Raw genomic sequence first — 24121 nt, forward strand, 5'->3', positions numbered from 1 at the left:
CTTAACCTTGGCCATCAATCATGGCGTGCAGGTACCTCGCTATCTCTTCTTTGGGTTTTAATCCTACCAGCCTGTTGATCAGGCGGCCATCCTTGAAAAACAACATAGTGGGAATATTGCGGATTTCGTATTTTGACGCCGTTAAAGGATTGTCATCCACATTTAGCTTGGCGATCTTGACGGCACCTGCATATTGGGATGCCAACTCGTCGAAAATAGGGGCCGCCTGCTTGCAGGGACCACACCAGGGCGCCCAGCAATCAACCAGGACAGGGCCACGATGGGCCAGCACCTCCCGGTGGAAAATGCCGTCGCTGATCTCTACGGGCGTAAACTGCGCCCCCATGTTGACCAGCGGTAAACCGCAATGGCCGCATAAGGGACGATCGGAAAGCCTGTTCTCCGGCATGCGGTTTTTCTTGCCGCAGCTCAGGCACCGGATAATCATCTCATCCAGGTTAGCGCCACAGCGCCCGCACACTGGACGTTCCTGCATCCGCGCCTGAGGAATGCGATTCCTGGCGTCACAGTTGAGGCACCTGATGATGATGTCTTCCTGCTCCATGCCTGCCCCTCAACCCTCAACCGCGCTGTTGGGGCGACGCATGCGTCGCCCGTACCTTTCCTCGTCAAAAGTTGGTACATAATTAAATATGAACCCGTCCAAAGTCGAAAATGCCCAAGAATCGTCATACCGGTGAAAACCGGTATCCAGAGATTTCAACACGCTACAAAAACACTGGATACCGGCTTTCGCCGGTATGACGGCTTTTGACGAGGTCGTCATTTAAGCGTCTGTGCTATTTATTTTACAGTAATATTGTCCTTGATGCCTTCAAACGTCTTGCCTTTGATGCCGCTGACCCTCATCACGTCTTCAATGGTCTTGTAGGGCCTGCCATCAATAATCGCCTGGGCTTTGACCGGTCCGATTCCGGAAAGCTTTTCCAGCGTTGCCTTGTCCGCAGTATTAATATTTATTTTCGTTGCCGGCGCTGGTTTTGCGGCAACTGAAGGAGTAGATTTGGCAGCGGGCTTTATATCCGGCGTTGCTTTAGTCATATCGGTGGCAGCAGCCGGAGCTTTTGTCGGAGCTGCACCAGACTCGGGAATAAATGCGACGCTGATAAGTCCCATCAAAAGAAATAAACAAACTTGTTTCACCAAGATACTACTTGCTTTTTTCAACATAGCGCCTCCTTATTTTTAGCAGAGTAAAGTTTTGTCTGCATCGGACAATGCAGCTTACATGACTGATTTTTACCAGAGTCTATAAACCTTGTCAAAGGTATTTCCCAGCATGAGCCAAAGGTTATGATACGCATCCGGCGGTAGAAGCTGACCCAGGGCTTCGTACAATCCTGCCAGACCAAAGGCGGCGAAACAAGCGGCGGCAAACCACTTGACCAATTTTTCCGGGATATGTTTATTAAGGACAATGCCCACACAGATGCCGAAGGCGTCGGCAATCATCATGCCGCAGGTGGTGCCCATCCAGACCGGCACAATCTGCCTGGCCTTGGCTATCCATCCGGTCCCCCCGACCTTGACTGCCTCCTCAGCGGCCAGGGCAATCGTCATCAGTTGGGTCTTGTCGCCCATCTCCGCGATGAAAAAGGCGATCGCTATTGTCCAGAATGGACTGCGTCCCTGGCCTTGGTCTTCTCCATCCAGGGTGTCGCCGCGGATGGTCCATAAGGCAAAAACAATGAATGACGTTGCCGCGGCAAGTTTTATCCAGACCATGGGCAGAAACTGCGTGATGACATTGCCCACCGCCACCGCCAGCAGATGATTGACGAGCGTCGCCGCCAACACCGCCCAGAGCACAGTTTGCCAACGGAAGCGGCTGGCAAAGGCCATCGCCAGCAATTGAGTCTTGTCGCCCATTTCCGCCAGCACCACCGCTACGGTAGCCAAAAAAAATGCCGTGATCATACTTCATGCCTTTATTACTGAATTCACTCAACTTATGGCGTATGGTATCATATATATTCAATAATTTTCAATTACTTTCATCGTCAGCTATACCAACGCTGCCTGCATTTCTTCTGGTGCCCTGGTCCGATTATTGACATCTTCGTCTGATGCTCCTATATTGTTTGAGGGTAGCTACTTTGACGAAAAGGGATAGCCGTGAGCAATCATCCTGATCAAGAAAGCAAATATGAACCTGGTTTTGTCCTGGACGGTGATCCGCAGCTTGACGAGCCGAAAATGTACCGGGTGATCCTGCACAACGACCATTATACGACGATGGAGTTTGTCGTGGCCGTGCTCATGAAAATCTTTCATAAATCGGCGGCCGAGGCGACGAAGATCATGCTGGACGTCCATAAAAAAGGGAAGGGATTGTGTGGCATCTACACCTGCGATATCGCCATGACCAAGGTGGCGCAAGTTGCCAAGCTCGCGAAAGAACATGAATATCCGCTCAAGTGCAGTTGTGAAGAGGCGTAACTTATCAAGTATTGAGGATTCATTATGAGAGTGACTGAAGAGCTGAACAATATATTGCTGGCCGCCTATGCGGAGGCCCAGTCCCGGGAGCATGAGTATCTGACGCCGGAGCACATCCTCTTTGCCTCGCTGTTTTTCGAGGAAGCCAAAGAGATTCTCCGTCGGTGCGGCGGCAACATAGATGATCTGAAAAAGAAAATTGAGGCTTTTTTCCAGAGCAAGATACCGCCCAGAGTCGCCAAGCAGGAACCCGTCCATAGCCTGAGTTTTCAGAATGTGATGAACCGGGCAGTTTATCATACGATGTCGGCGCAAAAGGCGGAGCTGGATATTGGGGATGTGTTGATTGCCATTTTTGACGAAAAGGATTCCCACGCCTCGTTTATTTTGCAGGGTGAAGGCTTAACGAGGCTGAATCTGCTGAATTATATTTCTCATGGCACTTCGGTCATTCCCGAGGAAAGGCCACCGGACCAGAACGTCGAGGAAGGCGAAAAAAAAGCTGTTGCCAAAGAAAGCAAGGCATTGGCCTTGTTTACCACCGAATTGGTGGCCAAGGCCCTGGCCGGGGAATTGGAACCGCTGATCGGGCGCGAGGATATTCTGGAACGGACGGTGCAGGTGCTCTGTCGCCGTTTCAAGAATAATCCCGTTCATGTCGGCGCGGCCGGGGTGGGCAAAACCGCCATTACCGAGGGTCTGGCTCAGCTTATCGCCCGGGACAAAGTACCCAAACCCTTGAAAGGCGCCTCGATTTATTCTCTCGACATGGGGGCCATAGTCTCGGGAACCCGTTACCGCGGAGATTTTGAAGAACGGATGACGCAGGTCGTCACCGAGCTGGAAAAGAAGAAAAATGTGATCCTTTTCATTGACGAGATCCATACGCTTGTCGGGGCCGGCGCCGTTTCGGGCGGTTCGCTGGATGCAAGCAACATTCTCAAGCCGGCGTTGACGTCCGGCCATATCCGCTGTATTGGTTCGACCACCCATGACGAATACAGAAAGGCCTTCGAAAAAGACCGGGCCCTCTCCCGCCGCTTCCAGCCGATTGAGATCCCCGAACCAACCGTTGCCGAGACCGTGCAAATCCTGCAAGGCTTGCGGGAGAAATACGAGAGCTTTCATAGCGTAGTATATAGTGATGATGCCCTGCGCGCGGCCGCAGAACTGGCGGCGAAGCACATCAACGACCGCTACTTGCCCGATAAGGCCATTGATGTGATGGATGAGGCCGGGGCAAGGATGGCAATTGCCCGGGACGAAAATCCGGAGACGCCGACCATTACGCCGGGCGAGATAGAATATGTGGTCGCCAAAATGGCCAGAATTCCCGAGAAATCCGTATCTTCATCCGAGGCCATCCGCTTGCAGGATCTGGAAATCACGCTGCAAGGATGGATTTTCGGTCAAAACGAAGCCATCCAGGCCGTCGTGCAGGCCATCCGCCGGGCACGGGCCGGATTCCGTGACGCCAACAAACCCGTGGCCTCACTGCTCTTTGCCGGACCGACGGGTGTCGGCAAGACGGAGCTCGCGCGGCAGTTGTCCCAGACGATGGGTATTCCGCTGCACCGCTATGACATGTCCGAATATCAGGAGAAGCATACCGTATCGAGGCTCGTGGGCGCCCCGCCGGGCTATGTTGGCTACGAGGAAGGCGGCCTGCTGACCGAGACCATCCGCAAGACGCCGCACTGCGTGCTCCTGCTCGACGAGATTGAGAAGGCCCATCCCGATATCTTTAATACGCTGCTGCAGGTGATGGATTACGCGACGTTGACGGATAATACGGGCCGCCAGGCCGATTTCCGGAACGTCATCATCATTATGACCTCCAATGCCGGGGCCCGCGACGTGGGCAAGTCGAAAATTGGCTTCGGGGAAAGACGGGTAACCTTCGGGGCCATTGACGAAGCGTTGAAAAAAATCTTTACTCCCGAATTCCGCAATCGCCTGGATGGCATGGTTATCTTCAATGATTTGGACCAGCAGGTCATCGTTGACATCGTGAAAAAGCAGATTCGGGAATTTCATCTGCAATTAGAAGAAAAAAATATCCTCCTTACCGTTCAGGACGAGGTGTATGGCTGGGTTGCGGAACATGGTTATTCCCGTGAATTCGGCGCCCGGGAGATCAGCCGCCTGATCCAGGACAAGATTAAAAACTTTTTTGTGGATGAAGTCCTGTTCGGCCGTCTCGTGAAAGGCGGACGGGTCAGCGTAGCCGTGGAAAATGACGCCTTGATTCTGGCCGTGCTGGAGAGCGCTGAGTAAATGCCCGTCTTTCAGTTGAATGAGGCACTGATCTTTCCGCCCGTGGAACTGAGCGAAGCCAATGGATTATTAGCCATAGGCGGCGATCTGGCGCCGGAGCGGCTGATCATGGCCTACACCAACGGCATTTTCCCCTGGTTCGGGGAAGATGAGCCCATCCTCTGGTGGTCTCCCGATCCCCGCCTGGTCCTTTTTCCCGCCAAACTGCATGTTTCCCGCAGTATGAGGCAGACGTTACATCAGGGAAGATTTTCGATTACCTACGACCGCTGCTTCCGGGAAATAATCACGGCCTGCCGAGTCTCGCGGCGTGAAGAGGGAGAGACATGGATTACCGAGGCCATGGTGGACGCCTACTGCCGCCTGTACGATCAGGGCATCGCCCATTCCGTCGAGGCCTGGTATAATGGCGAGCTGGCCGGCGGTCTCTATGGTGTAGCGCTGGGGGCCTGCTTTTTCGGCGAATCAATGTTCACGAAGATCAGTAACGCCTCCAAAGCTGCTTTGATTACGCTGACCCGTGCTTTACAGGCACGGGGCTTCCGGCTCATTGACTGCCAGGTTGATTCTCCCCATCTGCAAAGCCTGGGTGCCGAACTGCTGCCGAGAAAAATCTTTTTAAACCTCATGACCGCGGCCCTGCAACAGCCAGCGAACCCCGGCCGATGGATAGACTGGTCATAAATCCGGAAACGAACCTGTTGACTTATGCTTCCGCTTAATCGTATAATTCATAATAAAATCAAGTTAATAAAATATTTAACGGAGATAACCATGAAGATCACAAGAATTGAGGACACTGAAAAAACAAGGATGGTGATGGAGGGAGCAAAAGATGTGTTGAAGCAGGTGCCTATATCGAAAGCCGACGGCACGCCGAATGTTTCTCTGCGTGTCTTTACGATCATGCCGGGAGGATATACCCCGTATCATATCCATCCATTTGAACATTTGAACTATATCATGGACGGTGAGGGGGCTGTTATAGTTGAAAGCGGTGAAGAGCGGCCTGTCAAGAAGGGGGACTTTGTATTGGTACTGCCGGATGAAAAACATCAGTATAAAAACACATCGGCGCAGGAGCCGATGGTTATGATCTGTGGAGTGCCCAAGGGCTATGAATGACAGACCCTCGTGATGGATAGGTCTGCTCGGAATCGCCACCGTCTTCTCCGACATGGACGCCAGATTGCCGCGACCGATATTCTTTCTCCTTGATATCCCCTCAATATTTCTGTATCTTCTTCCACAAGCACCATTCAGGAATCGTTAGTGTTTAACCCCAGGTGGTCATGTGAAACCGGAAGAGAAGGCGCGGCAAAAGATCGATCATCTGCTTGGAGAGGCAGGATGGGAGGTTCAGGATCGGAACGAACTCAACCTTGATGCCGGTGCTGGCGTCGCCGTGCGGGAGTATCAGACGGAGGTCGGACCGGCCGATTACATCCTCTTTGTGGACCGGAAACCGATCGGCGTCATCGAAGCCAAGAAAGAGGAAGAGGGCGTCCGCCTGACCGTAGTGGAAGAACAATCCGCCGAATATGCCGCGAGCCGGCTGAAATACCTGAACAATTCTCCTCTTCCCTTCGTGTATGAAAGCACGGGCGCCCTGACCCGCTTTACGGATTATCGCGATCCGAAACCAAGATCGCGCCCGGTCTTCCGATTTCATCGGCCCGAGACGTTCCGGGAAGGCCTGAAAAAGCCTAAGTCCCTGCGAGAGCGGCTTCTTTCCCTGCCCGCCCTGCCCACGCAAGGTCTGCGCGACTGCCAGATCAAGGCCACGACCAATCTCGAAGCCTCCTTCAAGGCCAACCAGCCCCGCGCCCTCATCCAGATGGCCACGGGTTCGGGCAAGACCTTTGCCGCCATCACCGCCATCTACCGCCTCCTGAAATTTGCCGACGCCAAGCGGATTCTGTTTCTCGTGGACACCCGCAACCTGGGCGAGCAGGCGGAACAGGGATTCATGGCCTACCTGCCCAATGACGACAACCGCAAATTCACGGAACTCTACAACGTCCAGCGCCTGAAATCGAGTTATGTCGCCACGGACAGCCAGGTCTGCATCAGCACGATCCAGCGCCTCTATTCCATCCTGAAAGGCGAAGAGCTGGACGATACGGCCGAAGAAACCAATCCCGGCGAGGTGAACTGGGGCAAGCGCGAACCCCTGCCTGTGGTGTACAACGCCAAACTCCCAATCGAGTTTTTCGATTTCATCGTGATCGATGAATGCCACCGCAGCATTTACAACCTCTGGAAGCAGGTTTTGGAATATTTCGATGCCTTTCTCATCGGGCTCACGGCCACGCCGGATCAGCGGACCTTCGGCTTTTTCAACCAGAATATCGTGAGCGAATATACCCATGAAGAGGCCGTGGCCGATGGGGTCAATGTGGGCTACAATGTCTATCTGATCGAAACCACAATTTCGAAAAAGGGCTCTGTCGTCTGGAAGGGCGAATACGTCGATGTCCGGGAAAAACTCTCCCGCAAGAAGCGCTGGCAGCAGTTGGATGAAGACGTGGCCTATTCCGCCAAAAGTCTGGACGATGACGTGGTGAACCCCAATCAGATCCGCGCCATTATCCGCACGTTTAAAGAGCATTGGCCGCAGATCTTCCCGCAGAGAAAAGAAGTGCCGAAAACGCTCATTTTTGCCAAGACCGACAGCCATGCCGACGACATCATCCAGATCGTCCGGGAGGAATTCGCGGAAGGCAACGCCTTCTGTAAAAAGGTGACCTATCTGGCCGAGGAAGACCCGAAGTCGGTCCTGGCCCAGTTCCGCAATGACTACCATCCGCGCATTGCCGTTACCGTCGATATGATCGCCACGGGCACGGACGTAAAGCCCCTGGAATGCCTCATCTTTATGCGCGATGTGAAAAGCCGCAACTATTTCGAGCAGATGAAGGGTCGGGGCACCCGGACGATCAACCTGGACGACCTGCGCAAGGTCACGCCCTCGGCCCAATATACAAAAGATCATTTCATCATCATCGATGCCGTGGGCGTCACGAAATCCCTGAAGACGGACAGCCGCCCCCTGGAACGCAAACCCACCGTCTCCCTCAAAGATCTGCTGGCCGCCGTGGCCGTGGGCGCCCACGATGAAGACCTCTTCACCACCCTGGCCGGCCGCCTGGGCCGCCTGGCAAAGATCATCACGGCGAAGGAAGCGGGACAGTTCCAGGCCAAAGCGCAAGGAAGCTCGATTGGCGAAGTCGTCAAAAAACTCCTCCATGCCTACGATCCCGACCAGATTGAAGCGACCGCCCGGAAGCAATTCAACCTGACGGCCGATGATACGCCCACCCCGGCGCAACTGGGCGATGCCCAGGAAAAACTGATCACCCAGGCAGCACGCCCCTTTACGGGCGAACTGAATACGTTCATCGAAAATGTCCGCAAGCTTCACGAACAGATTATCGACATCATCAATCCCGATACCGTCGAGTTTGCCGGGTGGGATGGGCAGGCCAAGGACCAGGCGGCGGAACTCGTGCAGAATTTCAAGACCTACCTGGAGACCAACAAGGATGAAATCACGGCCCTCCAGATCTTTTACAACCAGCCCTACCGGCGCAAGGAACTGACCTACGCCATGATCAAGGAACTCCTGGAACGCCTGAAACTTGATAAACCGGCCCTGGCGCCTCTGCGCATCTGGAAGGCCTATGAGCGATTGGAGGCGGTCACGGGCACGAACCCGGTCAACGAACTGGTGGCTCTGGTCTCCCTCATCCGCCGGATCACGGGTATTGACGCGGCCCTGACGCCTTACGACAAGACCGTGGACAGGAATTTTCAGGCCTGGGTCTTCCAGAAACAGGCCGGGCCGCTCAAGTTCACCAATGAACAGATGGCCTGGCTGCGCATGATGAAAGAGCATATCGCCACGTCGATCCATATCGGCAAAGACGATCTGGACTTCGCGCCCTTTGACGCCCAGGGTGGCCTAGGGAAAATGTGGCAGCTATTCGGTGATAAGACCGAAGAAATGATTGACGAGATCAACGAGGCATTGGCGGCGTAGGACCGCCCTCGTCGTCATTCCCGCGCAGGCGGGAATCCAGGAATTTTAAAGGGGTAAGATGGAAGAACGCTGCATAAGCATTGATGATCTTCCCGTAGGCTGGGAACAAATTCATCTTAAAGATGTTTGTGAAATCATTTTAGGACAATCGCCTCCCTCTGAAACCTATAATACTGTTGGAAATGGGTTACCTTTTTTTCAGGGTAAAGCGGAGTTTACAGAGCTTCATCCTGTAGCCGAAAAATGGTGCAGCGTCCCCGGTAAAATTGCGGAACAAAATGATATTTTGCTTTCAGTGCGTGCGCCTGTTGGCAATACAAATATTGCCGACAGAAAATGCTGTATCGGAAGAGGTTTGGCGGCACTGCGTTTTCATAATTACAAGTTTTTGTTTTATTATTTGCAGAGCATTGAAAAAGAACTGGACAAAAAAGGAACGGGTACTACTTTCAAAGCAATATCAGGTGACATTGTAAGAAATGTTGATTTGCCCCTCCCTCCCCTCCTTGAACAAAACCGCATCGTCGCCAAGGTAGAAGAACTCTTCAGCGAGCTGGACAAAGGCGTGGAAGCCCTCAAGGCCGTCCAGCAGCAACTCAAGGTTTACCGTCAGGCCGTCCTCAAATGGGCATTCGAAGGTAGTTTTACTGGAGGCCTTGAAAATTGGGAACATACGACACTTGGTAGTATTTTAAAAATTAGTTCAGGTAATGGATTGACCAAGTCTACAAGAAATGATGATGGTCAATATTTAGTTTATGGTGGTAATGGGGTGACAGGGAATCATTCCGAATTTATGTTTGCAGAACCTCAATTGATTATTGGACGGGTTGGCGTTCATTGTGGGAATACTCATATAACAAAGCTCAAAAGCTGGATTACTGATAACGCTTTTGTCGTTTATTTTAATAGCAACAAGATAAATATTCATTTTCTCTTCTATCTCGTTAAGAACTTAAATCTTAATCAACTTTCTAGTTCAACAGCTCAACCCGTAATTTCTGGAAGTAAGGTTTATCCAATTAAGTGTAAAATCCCGAGCATAGATATTCAACAAAAGGTAAATCAATCCATCGAAACCCGCCTCTCCGTGGCCGACAAGCTCGAAGAAACCATCTCCCAAAGCCTCCAGCAGGCCGAAGCCCTGCGCCATAGCATTTTGAAGAAGGCCTTTGCAGGCCAGCTGGTCCCGCAAGACCCCAGCGACGAACCGGCGTCAAAGCTCCTGGAGCGCATCAAGACAGAGAAGGCTAGGCAAGCAACGATAAAGGGAAGCGTTAGAGGAAGAGGCAAAAAGATGCTGTCATCCCCGAGTGCTTCTGTCGGGGATCCATGATTTTTTTAGATTCAGATGGATTCCCGCCGCAGTTTACCCTCGCGCAGGCAGGGGCGGGACATGACAGATTTTGTTCAATAGGATGCGCCAAGGCATGGTGCATTCTATTTCCCATAAATAGCTTGACAAGGTATAAATAAAAAATACAATGCACCCATGAAAACCACTCTCGGAAAACAGGAGACGCAACTGCTCGCGTACCTGCAGATGCGCAAGCGACAGACCGTCAGGTCGGGAGAGCTGACCGAGCCCCTTCAACTGAGCCGCGATCAGGAACGTAAGCTCTTTAGCCGGCTGGCCCGGGGCGGCCTGATCGCCCGGGTCCGCAATGGCTTCTACCTCGTGCCTGCCCAGCTTCCCCTCGGCGGCGCCTGGAGCCCCGACGAGACCCTGGCGCTCAATGCCCTGATGGAGGACCGGCAGGGGCGCTACCAGATCTGCGGGCCCAACGCCTTCAACCGGTACGGCTTCGACGAACAGATCCCGACCCGTGTCTACGCTTACAACAACCGGATCTCGGGGGAGCGGACCATCGGTGCGGTTAGCCTGACCCTGATCAAGGTGGCTGACGAACGACTGGGCGATACAGAGGAGGTGCGGACTCCTGAAGGCCGTTCCGCCGTCTACAGCTCCCGCGTCCGGACCCTCGTGGACGCCGTCTACGACTGGGCGCGTTTCAACAGCCTACCCCGTGCCTACGACTGGATTCGCGGGGATCTGGCCGCTTCCCGTATTTCCGACTCCGTACTGGTCGATGCCACCTTGCGTTACGGAGACAAGGGGACGATCCGGCGGATCGGGCTGCTGCTGGAGCGGCAAGGGGCGGCTACGGATCTGCTGCAGAAGCTCGAAGGGGTACTGACACCGTCCACCGGTCTGATCCCGTGGATTCCCGGAAGACCGAAGCGGGGGACGATCAGTCGCCGCTGGGGCGTCGTTGTAAACGAGGAGGCGTGAGATGAATGCACCCATCCAGATGCATGAAGACCCCTTACTGTTCCGGGAGGACATGAACTTCACGGCGACCCAGACCAGGTTTCTGCCCCGCCTGATCGAAAAGGATTATTTTTGCACGCTCCTGCTCAACTATCTGGCCGCGGCGGATGCTACGCTGATTTTCAAGGGCGGGACATGCCTGGCCAAGGTGCATGCCGAATTCTACCGCCTCAGCGAAGACCTGGACTTCGTCATTCCCGCGCCCTGCGACGCCCCCCGGTCCCAACGGCGTGCCCTGGCGACCCGCCTGAAAGAGGCGGCCGGAAGGATCGAAGCGGACCTGAAGCCCTTCCGGATCGTCGAGCCGCTGAGAGGTGCGAACAACTCGACCCAATACGTCGCCTGCATCGGTTATCAATCGCTACTCAGCGGGCAGGAGGAGACCATCAAGATCGAGGTAGGGCTCCGCGAGCCTTTGCTGATGCCTGTCTCCAACAGCATGGCGAGGACGCTCTTGCTTAACCCCATCTCGGGCCAGCCGATGGTGCCGGCCTTTCCCGTTTCCTGCATCTCCAGGGAAGAGGCGATGGCTGAAAAGTTGCGGGCGGCCCTGTCACGGCGCGACGTGGCGATCCGCGATTTCTACGATATCGACCATGCTGTCCGAAAGATGGATCTGGATCCCCGGGAACGGTCCTTCATCGCGATGGTCCACCGGAAGCTCTCCGTTCCTGGCAACGATCCGGTCGATGTATCCGACAGTCGTCTGGCGGAGCTTCGGCTGCAACTCGTTTCTCAGTTGAAGCCCGTCCTGCGCGAGCAGGACTTCCAGGCATTCGATCTCGAATCCGTTTTCCAGGAAGTGGGGGCGGTGGCCTCCCTGCTGGCAAAAAACAACTCTGCATGATGTCATAATGACACTGTATGGTGTTGCATAATGACAAACCACCTTCCATCGGAAGATTAATGGAATAAGTTTTAACGAGGCATCACTCCTATGAACGACAACGCATCAAGCATCATCTCCAAGGTCTGGAGCTTCTGCAACACCCTGCGCGATGATGGCGTGGGCTACGGCGATTATCTGGAACAGCTCACGTACCTCCTCTTTCTGAAACTGGCCGATGAGTTTTCCCGGCCGCCCTACAACCGCCCGTTACTGATGCCGAAGACCTATGATTGGGAAAGTCTCACTTCAAGAAAGGGCGCGGAGCTGGAGCTGCATTACAGCAAGTTGCTGCGGGAGTTGGGGCAGCAAAAGGGCATCCTCGGGCAGATCTTCACGAAATCCCAGAACAAGATCCAGGACCCGGCCAAGCTCTCCCGGCTCATCGACATGATCGACAAGGAGCAGTGGAGCACGATGGGGACGGACGTCAAAGGCAAGATTTACGAAGGCCTCCTGGAGAAAAACGCCGAAGACACCAAGAGCGGCGCCGGGCAGTACTTCACGCCACGGCCGCTGATCAAGGCGATGGTGGAATGCCTCCGGCCCGAACCCCTGAAGACCATTGCCGATCCGGCCTGCGGCACGGGCGGGTTTTTCCTGGCCGCCTACGACTATATCGCGGCTCATAAAGGAATCGACAAAGAAGATAAAGGATTTCTGAAATACCAGACCTTCTACGGCAACGAGATCGTGGCGGGCGCCCGCCGGCTGGCCCTCATGAATATGTTTCTCCACAATATCGGCGATATCGACTCGGAAACCTTCATTTCGCCCACCGATTCCCTCGTGGCCGACTCGGGCCTGCGCGTGGATTACGTTCTGACCAATCCGCCTTTCGGGAAGAAGAGCAGCATGACCTTCACGAACGAGGAAGGCGAGCAGGAGAAGGAAGACCTCACCTATAACCGCCAGGACTTCTGGGCGACGACGAGCAACAAGCAACTCAACTTTGTCCAGCACATCCGCACAATGCTTAAAACAACGGGCAAGGCCGCCGTGGTCGTCCCCGACAATGTCCTCTTCGAAGGCGGGGCCGGGGAAACGGTCCGGAAACGGCTGCTCGAAACCATGGATCTCCATACCATCCTGCGCCTGCCGACAGGTATTTTCTATGCTCAGGGCGTCAAGGCGAATGTCCTGTTCTTCGATGCCCAACCCGCCGCCAAGGAACCCTGGACAAAGGAGATCTGGTATTACGATTACCGCACAAACATCCATCACACCCTGAAAAAGAATCCCCTGAAATTGGAGGATTTGCGGGATTTTATTGAATGCTACCAGCCCGAAAACCGCCATACCCGCAAGGAAACATGGCACCCGGAAGCCAATCCCGAAGGCCAGTGGCGCAAGTTCACCTATGACGAAATCGTCAACCGCGACAAAACCAGCCTGGACATCTTCTGGCTGAGAGACAAAAGCCTGGCCGACTTGGACAATCTGCCGGACCCCGACGTACTGGCCAACGACATTATCGAAAACCTCGAAGCAGCAGTTGCCAGTTTTAAAGAAATTGCGCAGAGAATTTAGAGGCAGGCGAGTGAAAGGAGGTCCGCGCCGGGGCGTCAAATGAGAGGAATAATTTGCATGAAAATGATCGGCAATGTCGGAGTATTATTAATTATATCATGTTGATAAGTTAGTTCAGCGCGCTGAACTGGCCTCCCGATGGGGGCCGGTCTAAGGGCTATCATTTTGGTGTATAGGATTGATTGAAGCGCACTGCCATTGCCGATATTCATGGTTGCTGTAGGAGCCATTTTGGCTTGATAAATCCTTTCCCGGAATAGATATATTGCGCATGATCTGATATTACAGATGTAGCATTAAGTGAAATTGGAAATTGTCCAATGATAATACTTGTAATATTTTTGACTGAATAGCACTGTAATCGGGCAAGTTGCGCGAACCGCTCAACTCGCCGTTATCTGGCACAGGATAGGTGATAAAATTTAATGAGTGGTCTCAAGAATACAACGGAATACAATGAAAAACACTTTATTTGATATTCACAACGCTGATGCTCGAAACGTGGCTGACTACATTTACGGAGAATTGATTACAACATCGATCACTTCCCCCCCGTATTTTGATATGAAAGATTACGGAGCAGACGATCAAATAGGTTTTGGTCAAAGCTATCATCAGTACTTGGAAGACTTAAAGATAGTCTTTTCAAGTATCTACAAGGTTACAAAGAATGATGGAACATTATGGATTATTATCGATACATTCAAGGACAAAAATGGGGTGGTCCTCCTACCTTTCGATTTGGCCTCAAAGTTAAAAGAAATTGGCTGGATGCTTCAGGACATTATCATCTGGAAAAAGGACAAAACTGTACCTTGGTCATCAGCAGGATTTGTTCAGCGAAAATTTGAGTACATTTTGTTTTTCTCGAAATCGAAAAACTTCAAGTACCATCGCGATAGAGTACGAATCTATGACACGAAACACCTTAAAAAATGGTGGGTTAGGTATCCTGAGCGGTATAACCCAAAGGGTAAAGCATTGGATGAAGTCTGGGAATTTTCCATTCCAACACAGGGATCTTGGGGTGATAAGTACATCAGACATTTTTGTCCTCTGCCTACTGACATGATTGGAAATATAATACAACTTACAACGGATGAAGGTGATATTGTTTTGGACCCGTTTTCTGGAAGTGGTTCGGTTTTAGTACAAGCAGCCTACATGAAAAGGAAATATGTGGGTTTTGAGATAAATACGAAATATATTCAAATGTTTAAGACTTATCGGCAGAAAACCTTAGCAAGTGGCACCAAAAAATACGAACAATTACAAGCTGATACTTCTAAGCAAGACGACTTCGAAAATATAATCCTGAAACTTCGTTGTTTGAAATACGCACGAGTCTTATACAACAAGACAGGAAAGCTTTTTGACACAAATCCAATCAAATATATTGTCGTTGACGATCTCGGTTATAGTCAGGAAACGAATAAACTGAAGAAAGTGCGATATTCCATCATTTATAACCATAACCTTATATGTAGTAATGAATTCATCTCAATATTGCATGGGATGAGCACTGTTACCCCTCTTTCCAAATTTGGAATTGAGCCCGTAATAGAGCTAAAAAGCCATGTGGAGGACATTCATGGTGGTAAATCGTTGTATGGATATACAAGCAGTAATACAAATAACACAATTGGAGAGGTGAACATAGGCGCTATCCCTCCAAAAGCACATATTCTTAGTCATATAAAAGTTGCAGTAGTCGAAAGTGATTTTGAATGAAGGAATCTTATGGCAAAAGCTAAGAAGAGATCCAAGAAAAAACTGACGGAACAAGAGAAAGAACAAAGACTACAAAAACAGGAAATTCGAAGGCTACTACACAATATAGGTTTTAGTAGGGTCACCGGAATCTCCGGTAAAGAATTTGTGTACGACGAAAGGACATCAGAAATTGATGATGCCTTTCATTATGAAAATATCTTGTTGCTAATTGAATATACGACGCAGGCTAAGCCTGGAAATCATTTGATTGGTAAAAAGATTATATATGACAAGATCAATCTTTCTCATGTCAATTTCATTGAGTTCTTACTTAAAGATAATAAGTTTAAAAACTTTGCCGAGTATTTCAATAACTCCGTTCTAAAGAATTACACCACAAAGCAGATTCAAGTCAGGACAGTGTATTGTTCAAGACACCCTATTTCCAAAGAGCATCGGGATCAGATTAATGGTGTATGCTTGTTGAATTACCCGATCGTGAAGTATTTTGAGAGAATTGCCAAGGCAATTAAGAGGTCAGCGAGATATGAGTTCTTTCAATTCTTGAAAACTGATTATAATAAATTCAGTGAGAATATTACAAGGGGACACCTTGGCAGTAATACAAAGTTTTCCGGTCACATACTGCCAGAAGAACACAGTAAATACAAAGAGGGATACAAGATCATTTCTTTCTATATCGATGCCGCTTCACTGATGCAGCGCGCATACGTGCTCAGGAGAGATGGTTGGAATAATGTTGGTACAATTGGGTTTTACCAGCGTATGTTTTCAGCAGATAAGATCTCCAAAATGAGAAGCTATCTGTATGAAAAAGATAGAGTATTTGTTAATAATATCATCGCTGTTTTGCCAAGAGAAAAAATAAAATTGTACGGTGAAAACAAAAAAGAAATCTCAGTGGGGAAGGATGGTAACTTCATAAACACCGACACAACAAGTGTGCAACCGACCCTGGTAGAGATTGACAATGATACGAATATAATTGGAATTGTTGACGGCCAGCATAGACTCTATTCTTATCATGAAGGTACCGATAAATTTGAAGAGAAAATAGCGCGGCTGCGAAAGGTTCAGAACCTTCTAGTCACTGGAATTCTATACCCTGAGACTGAAAATAAGGAAGAAAAACTGAAATTTGAAGCGGAATTGTTTCTGGAAATCAATTCTAATCAGACAAATGCGGGCTCAGAACTTAAACAGGAGATAGAATTGATGATAGCTCCTTTCTCTTCAATTTCGGTCGCAAAGTCAATTCTAAATGCATTGAACGAGTCTGGTCCATTAGAGAACTTGTTTGAGCAGCATTTCTATGAAAAAGGTAGGTTGAAGACCGCTTCTATAATCAGCTATGGCTTGAAGCCTCTTGTCAAATTTGATGGTGACGATAGCCTATATAAGATTTGGACCCATCCCGACAAAAGCAGCCTTATAAATCATAATAATTATGTTCTATTAAATGCATATAAAGAATTTTGCGTCGACGAAATTAGGAAGATTTTCATTGGCTTCAAAAACAACGTTGATGGTGACTCATGGACATCAGAACGATTGAATCCCAATGGCATTCTTAGAGTCACTGCTATTAATGGCATCATCAATTGCCTCCGCCTACTAATTGAGAATGACAAAACCGAAGATATGGATTATTACAAGAAAAAACTCAAAGGTATTGCGGAGTTTCCTTTCAAGGATTACAAATCCAGTCAATACAGAAAAATGGGCGAAGAAATATATCGGCAATTCTTCAATGATGGGAAAATATAGGGACACTTCCTCCATTTTATAAAGATTACTTGGTATAGGAAGTATCCCTGACTTTCATAGGAAGGTATCATGAAATTTGAGTGGGACAAAGATAAAGAGAGAAGGAACATAAGAAAACACGCAATTTCTTTTGACGAAGCCGTCACCGTGTTCTATGACCCCTTATCGGCAACGATTGCTGACCCGGACCACTCCATCGAAGAGGTCCGATTAATCACTATTGGTTATTCATCCCAAGGACGCCTGTTCGTTATATCGCACACGGAACGAGGCGAGGCGATACGGATTATCAGTGCACGTCCTGCAACTATTTTAGAGAGGAAAAGACATGAAAACTAAAACTATAGAGGAACTGCGTCCCGAATATGAATTCGATTATTCGAAGGCCGTTCGTGGTAAGTATTTCAAGCGACTGCTGGAGGAAGGCGCGAATGTAGCCGTCCTCGAACCTGAAATAGCCAAGGTGTTTACCAGCTCGACTGCTGTGAATGATGCCTTAAGGTCTCTCCTTGAAATTACAAGATCAACACAGCGCCTAACGAAGCACTCAACCGGACGCGCTAAAAAAATGCGCGCCCTTTAGCTTTGTCGTTGTGTACTGAAAAAGAACTAGCCTCACTCGGTTTGCATCATTGTTTGCTTCATAAATCAATCTTAGGATGCAAACCAAGCCCGCGGGAAAAACCGGGAGGCACCCACATGGTTTATGAAGCTCAAAAAACAGAGCACACCGGCCCAAAGAAAGGGCGCGGCGCTTACTGGGGCCGGAAGCAAGCGGCCAAGAAGGAATCCAACCGGGTGCGGCGGGAGGCCGACAAGAATGAATCAAAACCGGTAACTGATTCTGATGGAAAATCAAAGGAGTGATATTGTTGGTATGATGACACTAAAACAGTTCATTTCGGGTCTTGATACTATACCCGCGACGACCTCATGGTATCTGGCCGACATCGGTGAAGCGAAAGGCAGGCAGGGGCTTTATACAAAGCAGTCGCCGCAGCGGTTGAAATCACTTAAAGAGCATGCCCTTATTGAAAGTGCGGTTTCATCCAACCGCATCGAAGGTGTTGAGGTCGAGAAAAAACGTATCGGTACCGTCATCTTTGGCAAGTCACTTCTTCACGATCGATCAGAGGAGGAGATTCGGGGTTATCGTGAAGCTCTCAATCTCATCCATGATAGCGGGGCAAAATTGTCCATTACGGAAGATACCTGCCGGAAGCTACACCGTCTGATGCGCGGCGAAATATGGGATGCCGGCAAATACAAGGAAAAAGACAGCGACATCATCGAAAAACGTCAGGATGGGACGTCCAGCATAAGATTTCGGACTGTTCCTGCCGGTAAAACTTCTTTCTATATGAAACAACTGATTGATTCATGGCAGGAATGCATTAGCGAAGCAAAGGTTCATCCTCTCATTACGCTGGCGGCATTCAACCTGGATTTTCTGTGCATCCATCCGTTCCGTGACGGAAACGGCAGAGTCTCCAGGCTGCTGATGCTTCTACAGTGCTACCATCTGGACATCGGGGTCGGAAGATATATCAGCCTTGAACGTCTCATCGAGCAGAACAAAGAAAGATACTACGAAACATTAAGGCTGAGCTCAGAAGGCTGGCACGAAGGCAGACACGACCCGTGGCATTATATCAACTTTGTCTGTTTCATCCTTAAGAGCGCTTACACAGAATTTGAAGAAAGGCTGGCCCGTTTGCCACAACCAAGGGGTGAGAAGACAGCAATGATACAGGACGCAGTGAGAAGTTTTCCCGGTAATTTCAGTGTTGCCGATATCCAGGGGAAATGTCCCGGTATCGGCATTGATATGATCCGCAGGGTGCTCAAAGACCTTCAGGTTCAAGAGGTTGTCGAATGTCTGGACCGCGGCAGAAATGCAAAATGGCATAAAACCGGGAATTAGGTAATAACAGATAATATAGGTAATAAATTAGGTAACAAGTTGAATCCAGCCAATCGCCGGGGAACCCGGATCTGGCTGATCTTTCCGTTCGGTGACAAGATATGATGAAATTGATTGATCTAGGTTTTGATCCCTGGTTTGAAGCACATGCCGATGACATGCGCCAAGAGGATCAAGGCATTGCCCGTGTGTCAGCAGTTGACCGCAACTCGTACATTATCAGGGATGAACTCAGAGATATTTCCGCTGAACTTGCGGGGAAGTTCTATTTCCGTGTTGAATCCTCGGATAAACTGCCCTGTGTCGGTGATTGGGTCACCGTGCAGTATCACAATGATGGCGCCTCGGCAATCATCCATGGAGTCTTTCCCCGCAGGACGTTTTTACGCCGCAAACGTGCTGGCGTAGAAGTGGACTACCAGATGATTGCCGCCAACATTGACATCGCTTTCATTGTCCAGTCATGTCACTTTGACTTTAATCTACCGAGAATGAATCGGTATTTAGTAATGGCGGCTGACGGTCATGTTGAACCGATTGTCATTCTTGCCAAGACGGACTTGATCTCCCCCGATGAGCTGCAACAGAAGCTTGCTGCTATTAGACAGGCCGGCATCACGACCAGGGTTATTGCCCTGAGCAACATAACTGGCTCCGGATTTGACGAATTCCAGCAGGTATTAATGCCGGGGCGAACCTATTGTCTGCTTGGGTCATCCGGAGTCGGCAAGTCTACACTGATCAACCATTTGATTGGACGGGATGCTCTTGATACAAAAGCTGTCAGTGGAACAGGAGAAGGTACCCACACAACATCGCGTCGGCAACTCATTGTTCTTGATAAAGGCATGATGTTTATTGATACACCCGGGATGAGAGAACTGGGCCTTCTGGGCGCCAGTGACGGAGTAAACCAAGGATTTGAAGATATTATTGAGCTTTCCCTGGCCTGTCGCTATGCCGATTGCAGCCATACTCGGGAATCAGACTGTGCAGTTCTTACTGCAATTGCAAACGGCGAGTTGAGTGAAGAGCGCTATTCTGGCTATTTAAAACTCAGGAAAGAGTCAGAGCACTACGAGATGTCGTACTTGGACAAACGTAAAAAGGACAGGGCATTCGGACGCTTCGTTAAGACAGCAAAGAAGAATTTGAAAGCGGCGTTATAGTGCAGCAATGATCCACAGCTTCGATCCCATAGCGGCGCCTGATGCCAGGGTGCTGGTCCTCGGCACTATACCGGGACGGCGGTCCCTGGAAGCCGGCGAGTACTACGCTCATCCGCAAAACGCCTTCTGGTTCATCATGGAGAGTCTGTTTGCGGCGCGGACCGGAATGGACTATGCGGCAAGGACCGCGCTGCTCCTCGGTGCGCAGGTGGCCCTTTGGGATGTCCTCCAGGCGGCGGACCGCATCGGCAGTCTCGACTCCGCCATCTCTCCCGGGTCGGAGACGCCGAATGACTTGGCCGGCTTCTTCGTCAGGCATCCCTCGATCCACACTATTTTATTCAACGGCGCGAAGGCTCAATCCCTGTTTGCCAGGCACGTGCCGGGCACGCTGTCACCGGCGGCTGCTTTGCGACTCATCCGTCTGCCGTCCACGAGCCCGGCCAACGCCCGGCTCTCGCGGGAGGGCAAGCTCGCGGCCTGGCGCGCCATTCCGGAAGCGCTGGCGGCAGGAATTCCGGGGACACATTACTACTTATCATTGAGATCCCCTTCCAATGTCCAGAAGCGCCTCAGGGTGACGGGAGGCCACGCGTAAAAGCACACGTGCCGGGCCTTCTGGTTTACGGCGGCCTTGTTCCCAGTTCCTCAATGTTCCTACGCTTATTCCTACAAGGTCAGCAAACTTATCTTGAGAAAGGCCGAACTGCTCACGTAGAGCGCGAACCTCTGTTTCCGGGAATTCAAACGACCGAGAGGGCTGCATAGTGCCCTTCATGATCGCCGCGCCTTGTTTTACGCTTTCCAGTAGTTCCTGAAAAAGTTCATCTTTCATGGTATTCCTCCTCCTGAAACAGGCGATATTCCTCGTCGGAGAGAGTGGATAAAAGCTGCCTGGTAAATATTGGAGTTTCGATGATGACCATGGGACAACTATACGTCATTGACGCAGTTAGCGCAAGGGAGAATTTTAAAAAATAACGGGGAGCGAGATGAAGCTCCCCGAGGTGAGCGGAATCAGAAGACCTGCTTGATGTCTCTCGCTATCTCGATCCGCCGGTTGGCGTCGCCTGCCCCGATAGCCAGGCCGGGGGGGCCGTATATTTCGGCGAATCAATGTTCACGAAGATCAGTAACGCCTCCAAGGCTGCGTTGATCACGCTGACCCGTGCTTTACAGGCACGGGGTTTCCGGCTCATTGACTGCCAGGTTGATTCCCCCCATCTGCAAAGCCTGGGCGCCGAACTGCTGCCGAGAAAAATCTTTTTAAACCTCCTGACCACGGCCCGGCAACCGCCAGCGAACCCGGGCCGCTGGATAAACTGGTCATAAATTAACCCCCTGCTAAATCATTCAAAGTTCATCCAAACCGTCGTCGTTTTTTGCAGGGGCTCCGGTCTTTTGGGGGACGATTTTTCTGTAGACTTCTTGCGGTGATCTTGTTTCAGCGGTAACGGTTAAAAGTCTGGCGATAGAAATATCGAAAAGTTTTTCATTCTCTTCAAGATAGGGCAGGATCAATTTCCAGTCTGCATCGGTCATGGCTACAAACTCCCCGCCGTTGAGCTGTTCAGCGACCAGTTTTCTGTGGGGATCTCGCACGTAAATCGCACCGCCGGAAGCCAGGGAAAAAATATTGGATCCTGGGTAGGGTGATTCATATTCGCGGATCGCCCCGTCGTTATCATCGAATCCGATACCGTTTAGAACAACAAAGCCGCCGCCGTTGAGCGGATCACCGGCCATGAACGATTCCGCAAGATAGTCCAGAGCTGTTCCGTTGATGACCACCCGCGGCTTGCCGACGGCGTTAATCAAGGGCCGTCCCGCTGCGTTGCCCATGATGTAGGCAGCGCCTCCTTTGGCGCCGTACATGAAGGTCTGGCCGACATCGCCGAATACTACCAGCTTCCCATCTTTCATGATCTGGCAAAGCTGATCCTGGGCATTACCATGAACATATATCTCCATACCGTCAATACCCGATGCCAGGTAATCGCCCGAAGCGCCATAGACGTCAATCCGCACATCGTTTGTTGCGGGGCCAAACCCGCAGCCGGTAAAACGCTGGCCGCGGTATTTGTAAACAATGAACCTCTTCCAGCCGAGTTTGTGGGCGGCCACGATCATCACCGCATCGCAGTTGTCGCCTTCCGGATCAAAACGTTCCGCATCAATGATGAGGGTCCTTTCGTTCTTTTGGGGCGCACGCAGTTGAGCACGGGTGGCAAAGTTGATCCGGCTGAAACCGGCATCAGACTTTGCCGTGATCAGGGGGGTAGCGGAAAAAATCTCATCCAGGTTGATCTTCAGGACATGCTGAACGGAGCTTCTTTTTATTCTGCCGGTGTTGTACCGCCGGTCGTTTAACATTGTCAGGGCATCGGTAGCCGTTTGCTGGAAGTCATCCTTTTCCACGGCATACCCCTTGATGGTTTCAATCGCGAACCTGAGCCTGTCGGTATCAAATCCCGCGATATTGTCCCGGATATAGGCAAATATTTTTTGCGCGGTCGCCGCGGTATCATTTTCTGCAAACAATCCGGCCAGTTTTTTTTCTATCGTCTTACATTCATCCGTCACGGTGATCTGTTTTGAGATGTCGCAGACGAGCTTATCTTTGGGAGTTTCAATTACTTTCCCGAATTTGTCGGTGCAGATGAGTTTCTTGTTTCCCGAACCGTCGCCGGCATCCCTGAGGCTGAAGATGAAAGCGCCGCCATCCGTATAGCTGCCGCCGCGGGCATTCCAGTATTTATCGGCAATGGGTCCGAACCGCGGATCTTCCCTTTCCAGAGATATGAGCGTGGCATCAATGGCCTGCTTTTCCGAGCAGATCAGGCCGATCTGCACCTCGCCCTCCTGCAGGGCAAACACCTGGGGGCGGAGCATGGCCGTATCCGTAATGCCGATCAGTTGGAACTGATCATTCTTCCAGTCATTTCGGGCGATAATGAAGAACCACGGTCCGTCGGGCGACGCATTGACGTGATGGGTCTGAATGGCCTTATACAGCTTCTGTTTTTCCGCAGGAAGCATGTCAAAATCCATTTCCGAGGTCGGCGCCATCGCCTCAATCAGGTACTCCAGGGGATATTTGTAAACACGGCTCCACAGATCGAGAAGGCATGCCGCCTCCTCCGTATCGGTCAGAAACAGGGGGTAGTAGTTCCGCTGTTTGAGATATTCGTAAACGGCTTGATAGTTTGCGAAATCACCGTTGTGTACCAGCGCCTCATGGAGCGCGCTGAACGGGTGGCAACCACCGGGATGCCAGACGCGACCGCGGGTCGGATATCGCTGGTGGGCAAGCCAGGCATGCGCCTTGAAGTCGTCCAGCTTGTAGTAACGGACCACATTCTCCGCATAACCGACAATTTTCAGAATCATCATGTTCCGGCCATGGGACATGACAAAGGCCTTTTTTTCACCGAGGGAAGCATAATACTTGGAGTTGATGCGGAAGCTGTTCTGATAGACAAACTCGTCCTCGGCATCCCGCCGGTCCAGGGAGGAGAAATTGTTAGCGAGAATGTATTTGTCCAGGACGTCGTTCTTGACGCGAACGAAATAACGCATGATGTCCGGGGGCCTGACGTCAAGACCGATACTGCGGTAGTCATCAATCGTGTCCAGCTTCTCGGACTTGTCAATTTGAAAGTAAGGTTTGATGAAAGTGTCTTCAATCTCATCGGCAACACCGGCATCCAGGAGGGCGATGTGGAACATGTAATCCTCGTCCAGGACCTGCCGGGAGACGCCCAGGGCTTCGGGAACAAATCCGACGGCGCCAATGCCGCCGCCTTTCCCGTTGCCTCTGTTGTGCATCTGTACGGACGGCTCAAAGATATTCTTCCCGGTGACGGGAATGGAACTGATAAATCCGGTGACGCCGCAGCCCCCTTCCTCTTCGGTATTCGGGGCGAGGATCGGCACTTGGCTGCACAGCTCAGTGCGTGAAAGTAATATTTTTTCAGCGTTATCCATTATTAGCAAGCTC

Annotated in this window: 23 protein-coding genes; 18 read left to right on the forward strand and 5 right to left on the reverse strand. The window is 50.9% G+C overall.

The window, feature by feature from the left end; genetic code table 11:
• Position 1: 1 nt before the first annotated feature.
• The 3 genes from trxA to NT140_05345 all read right to left on the reverse strand — a co-directional run bounded on the left by trxA (position 2) and on the right by NT140_05345 (position 1938).
• Entirely contained in the window at positions 2-565 is a 564-nt protein-coding gene (trxA, locus tag NT140_05335; GenBank protein ID MCX5831296.1) for a thioredoxin, read from the reverse strand.
• A gap of 239 nt (positions 566-804) precedes the next feature.
• Entirely contained in the window at positions 805-1191 is a 387-nt protein-coding gene (locus NT140_05340; protein ID MCX5831297.1) for a helix-hairpin-helix domain-containing protein, read from the reverse strand.
• A gap of 69 nt (positions 1192-1260) precedes the next feature.
• On the reverse strand, positions 1261-1938 hold the full coding sequence (locus tag NT140_05345; GenBank protein ID MCX5831298.1) for a TMEM165/GDT1 family protein: 678 nt from the start codon (positions 1936-1938) through the stop codon (positions 1261-1263).
• 198 nt (positions 1939-2136) lie between these two features.
• Between NT140_05345 and clpS the strand changes: the two genes are divergently transcribed.
• From clpS to NT140_05430, 17 genes are all read left to right on the forward strand, one after another.
• On the forward strand, positions 2137-2460 hold the full coding sequence (gene clpS, locus NT140_05350) for an ATP-dependent Clp protease adapter ClpS (GenBank protein MCX5831299.1): 324 nt from the start codon (positions 2137-2139) through the stop codon (positions 2458-2460).
• 24 nt (positions 2461-2484) lie between these two features.
• Entirely contained in the window at positions 2485-4737 is a 2253-nt protein-coding gene (gene clpA / locus NT140_05355; GenBank protein MCX5831300.1) for an ATP-dependent Clp protease ATP-binding subunit ClpA, read from the forward strand.
• Entirely contained in the window at positions 4738-5421 is a 684-nt protein-coding gene (aat, locus tag NT140_05360; protein MCX5831301.1) for a leucyl/phenylalanyl-tRNA--protein transferase, read from the forward strand.
• Positions 5422-5511: 90 nt separating this feature from the next.
• The gene (locus NT140_05365; protein MCX5831302.1) at positions 5512-5862 is read left to right on the forward strand and encodes a cupin domain-containing protein; all 351 of its coding nucleotides are present in this window, start codon (positions 5512-5514) and stop codon (positions 5860-5862) included.
• A gap of 169 nt (positions 5863-6031) precedes the next feature.
• Positions 6032-8779, forward strand: coding sequence for a DEAD/DEAH box helicase family protein (locus NT140_05370; protein ID MCX5831303.1), 2748 nt, complete (start codon positions 6032-6034; stop codon positions 8777-8779).
• A gap of 58 nt (positions 8780-8837) precedes the next feature.
• Positions 8838-10115 (forward strand): restriction endonuclease subunit S, encoded by a 1278-nt coding sequence (locus tag NT140_05375; GenBank protein ID MCX5831304.1) that lies wholly within the window; start codon positions 8838-8840, stop codon positions 10113-10115.
• 156 nt (positions 10116-10271) lie between these two features.
• Positions 10272-11072, forward strand: a complete 801-nt coding sequence (locus NT140_05380) for a hypothetical protein (GenBank protein MCX5831305.1) — start codon at positions 10272-10274, stop codon at positions 11070-11072.
• Position 11073: 1 nt separating this feature from the next.
• On the forward strand, positions 11074-11958 hold the full coding sequence (locus tag NT140_05385; protein ID MCX5831306.1) for a nucleotidyl transferase AbiEii/AbiGii toxin family protein: 885 nt from the start codon (positions 11074-11076) through the stop codon (positions 11956-11958).
• A 90-nt stretch (positions 11959-12048) separates the two neighbouring features.
• On the forward strand, positions 12049-13527 hold the full coding sequence (locus NT140_05390; GenBank protein ID MCX5831307.1) for a class I SAM-dependent DNA methyltransferase: 1479 nt from the start codon (positions 12049-12051) through the stop codon (positions 13525-13527).
• Positions 13528-13983: 456 nt separating this feature from the next.
• Positions 13984-15258, forward strand: a complete 1275-nt coding sequence (locus NT140_05395; protein ID MCX5831308.1) for a site-specific DNA-methyltransferase — start codon at positions 13984-13986, stop codon at positions 15256-15258.
• A gap of 9 nt (positions 15259-15267) precedes the next feature.
• A complete protein-coding gene (locus tag NT140_05400; GenBank protein MCX5831309.1) occupies positions 15268-17028 on the forward strand; it encodes a DGQHR domain-containing protein in 1761 nt (586 codons plus the stop codon).
• Positions 17029-17097: 69 nt separating this feature from the next.
• The gene (locus tag NT140_05405; GenBank protein MCX5831310.1) at positions 17098-17367 is read left to right on the forward strand and encodes a BrnT family toxin; all 270 of its coding nucleotides are present in this window, start codon (positions 17098-17100) and stop codon (positions 17365-17367) included.
• Positions 17357-17611: a hypothetical protein gene (locus NT140_05410; protein MCX5831311.1), complete on the forward strand. Its 255-nt coding sequence runs from the start codon at positions 17357-17359 to the stop codon at positions 17609-17611. The genes NT140_05405 and NT140_05410 overlap by 11 nt, the downstream gene beginning before the upstream one ends.
• 116 nt (positions 17612-17727) lie before the next feature.
• Entirely contained in the window at positions 17728-17895 is a 168-nt protein-coding gene (locus tag NT140_05415) for a hypothetical protein (protein MCX5831312.1), read from the forward strand.
• A gap of 10 nt (positions 17896-17905) precedes the next feature.
• Positions 17906-18952 carry a Fic family protein gene (locus tag NT140_05420; GenBank protein MCX5831313.1) on the forward strand — a complete coding sequence of 349 codons (1047 nt, stop codon included), beginning with the start codon at positions 17906-17908 and terminating at the stop codon, positions 18950-18952.
• Between the two features lie 101 nt (positions 18953-19053).
• Positions 19054-20121 (forward strand): ribosome small subunit-dependent GTPase A, encoded by a 1068-nt coding sequence (rsgA, locus tag NT140_05425; protein ID MCX5831314.1) that lies wholly within the window; start codon positions 19054-19056, stop codon positions 20119-20121.
• Between the two features lie 7 nt (positions 20122-20128).
• On the forward strand, positions 20129-20719 hold the full coding sequence (locus tag NT140_05430) for a DNA-deoxyinosine glycosylase (protein ID MCX5831315.1): 591 nt from the start codon (positions 20129-20131) through the stop codon (positions 20717-20719).
• On the opposite strand, the gene NT140_05435 is transcribed toward NT140_05430, so the two are convergent.
• Positions 20660-20956, reverse strand: a complete 297-nt coding sequence (locus NT140_05435) for a helix-turn-helix domain-containing protein (GenBank protein ID MCX5831316.1) — start codon at positions 20954-20956, stop codon at positions 20660-20662. The two genes, NT140_05430 and NT140_05435, sit on opposite strands and share 60 nt — an antisense overlap.
• Positions 20957-21147: 191 nt before the next feature.
• Between NT140_05435 and NT140_05440 the strand changes: the two genes are divergently transcribed.
• On the forward strand, positions 21148-21453 hold the full coding sequence (locus NT140_05440) for a hypothetical protein (GenBank protein MCX5831317.1): 306 nt from the start codon (positions 21148-21150) through the stop codon (positions 21451-21453).
• A 21-nt stretch (positions 21454-21474) separates the two neighbouring features.
• Here the strand turns inward: NT140_05440 and NT140_05445 are convergent, their stop codons facing one another.
• Positions 21475-24108 carry a glutamate synthase gene (locus tag NT140_05445; GenBank protein MCX5831318.1) on the reverse strand — a complete coding sequence of 878 codons (2634 nt, stop codon included), beginning with the start codon at positions 24106-24108 and terminating at the stop codon, positions 21475-21477.
• Between the last annotated feature and the right edge of the window lie 13 nt (positions 24109-24121).

It is taken from the genome of Deltaproteobacteria bacterium (genome assembly GCA_026388415.1).
In the GTDB taxonomy this organism is placed as follows: Bacteria; Desulfobacterota; Syntrophia; order Syntrophales; family JACQWR01; genus JAPLJV01.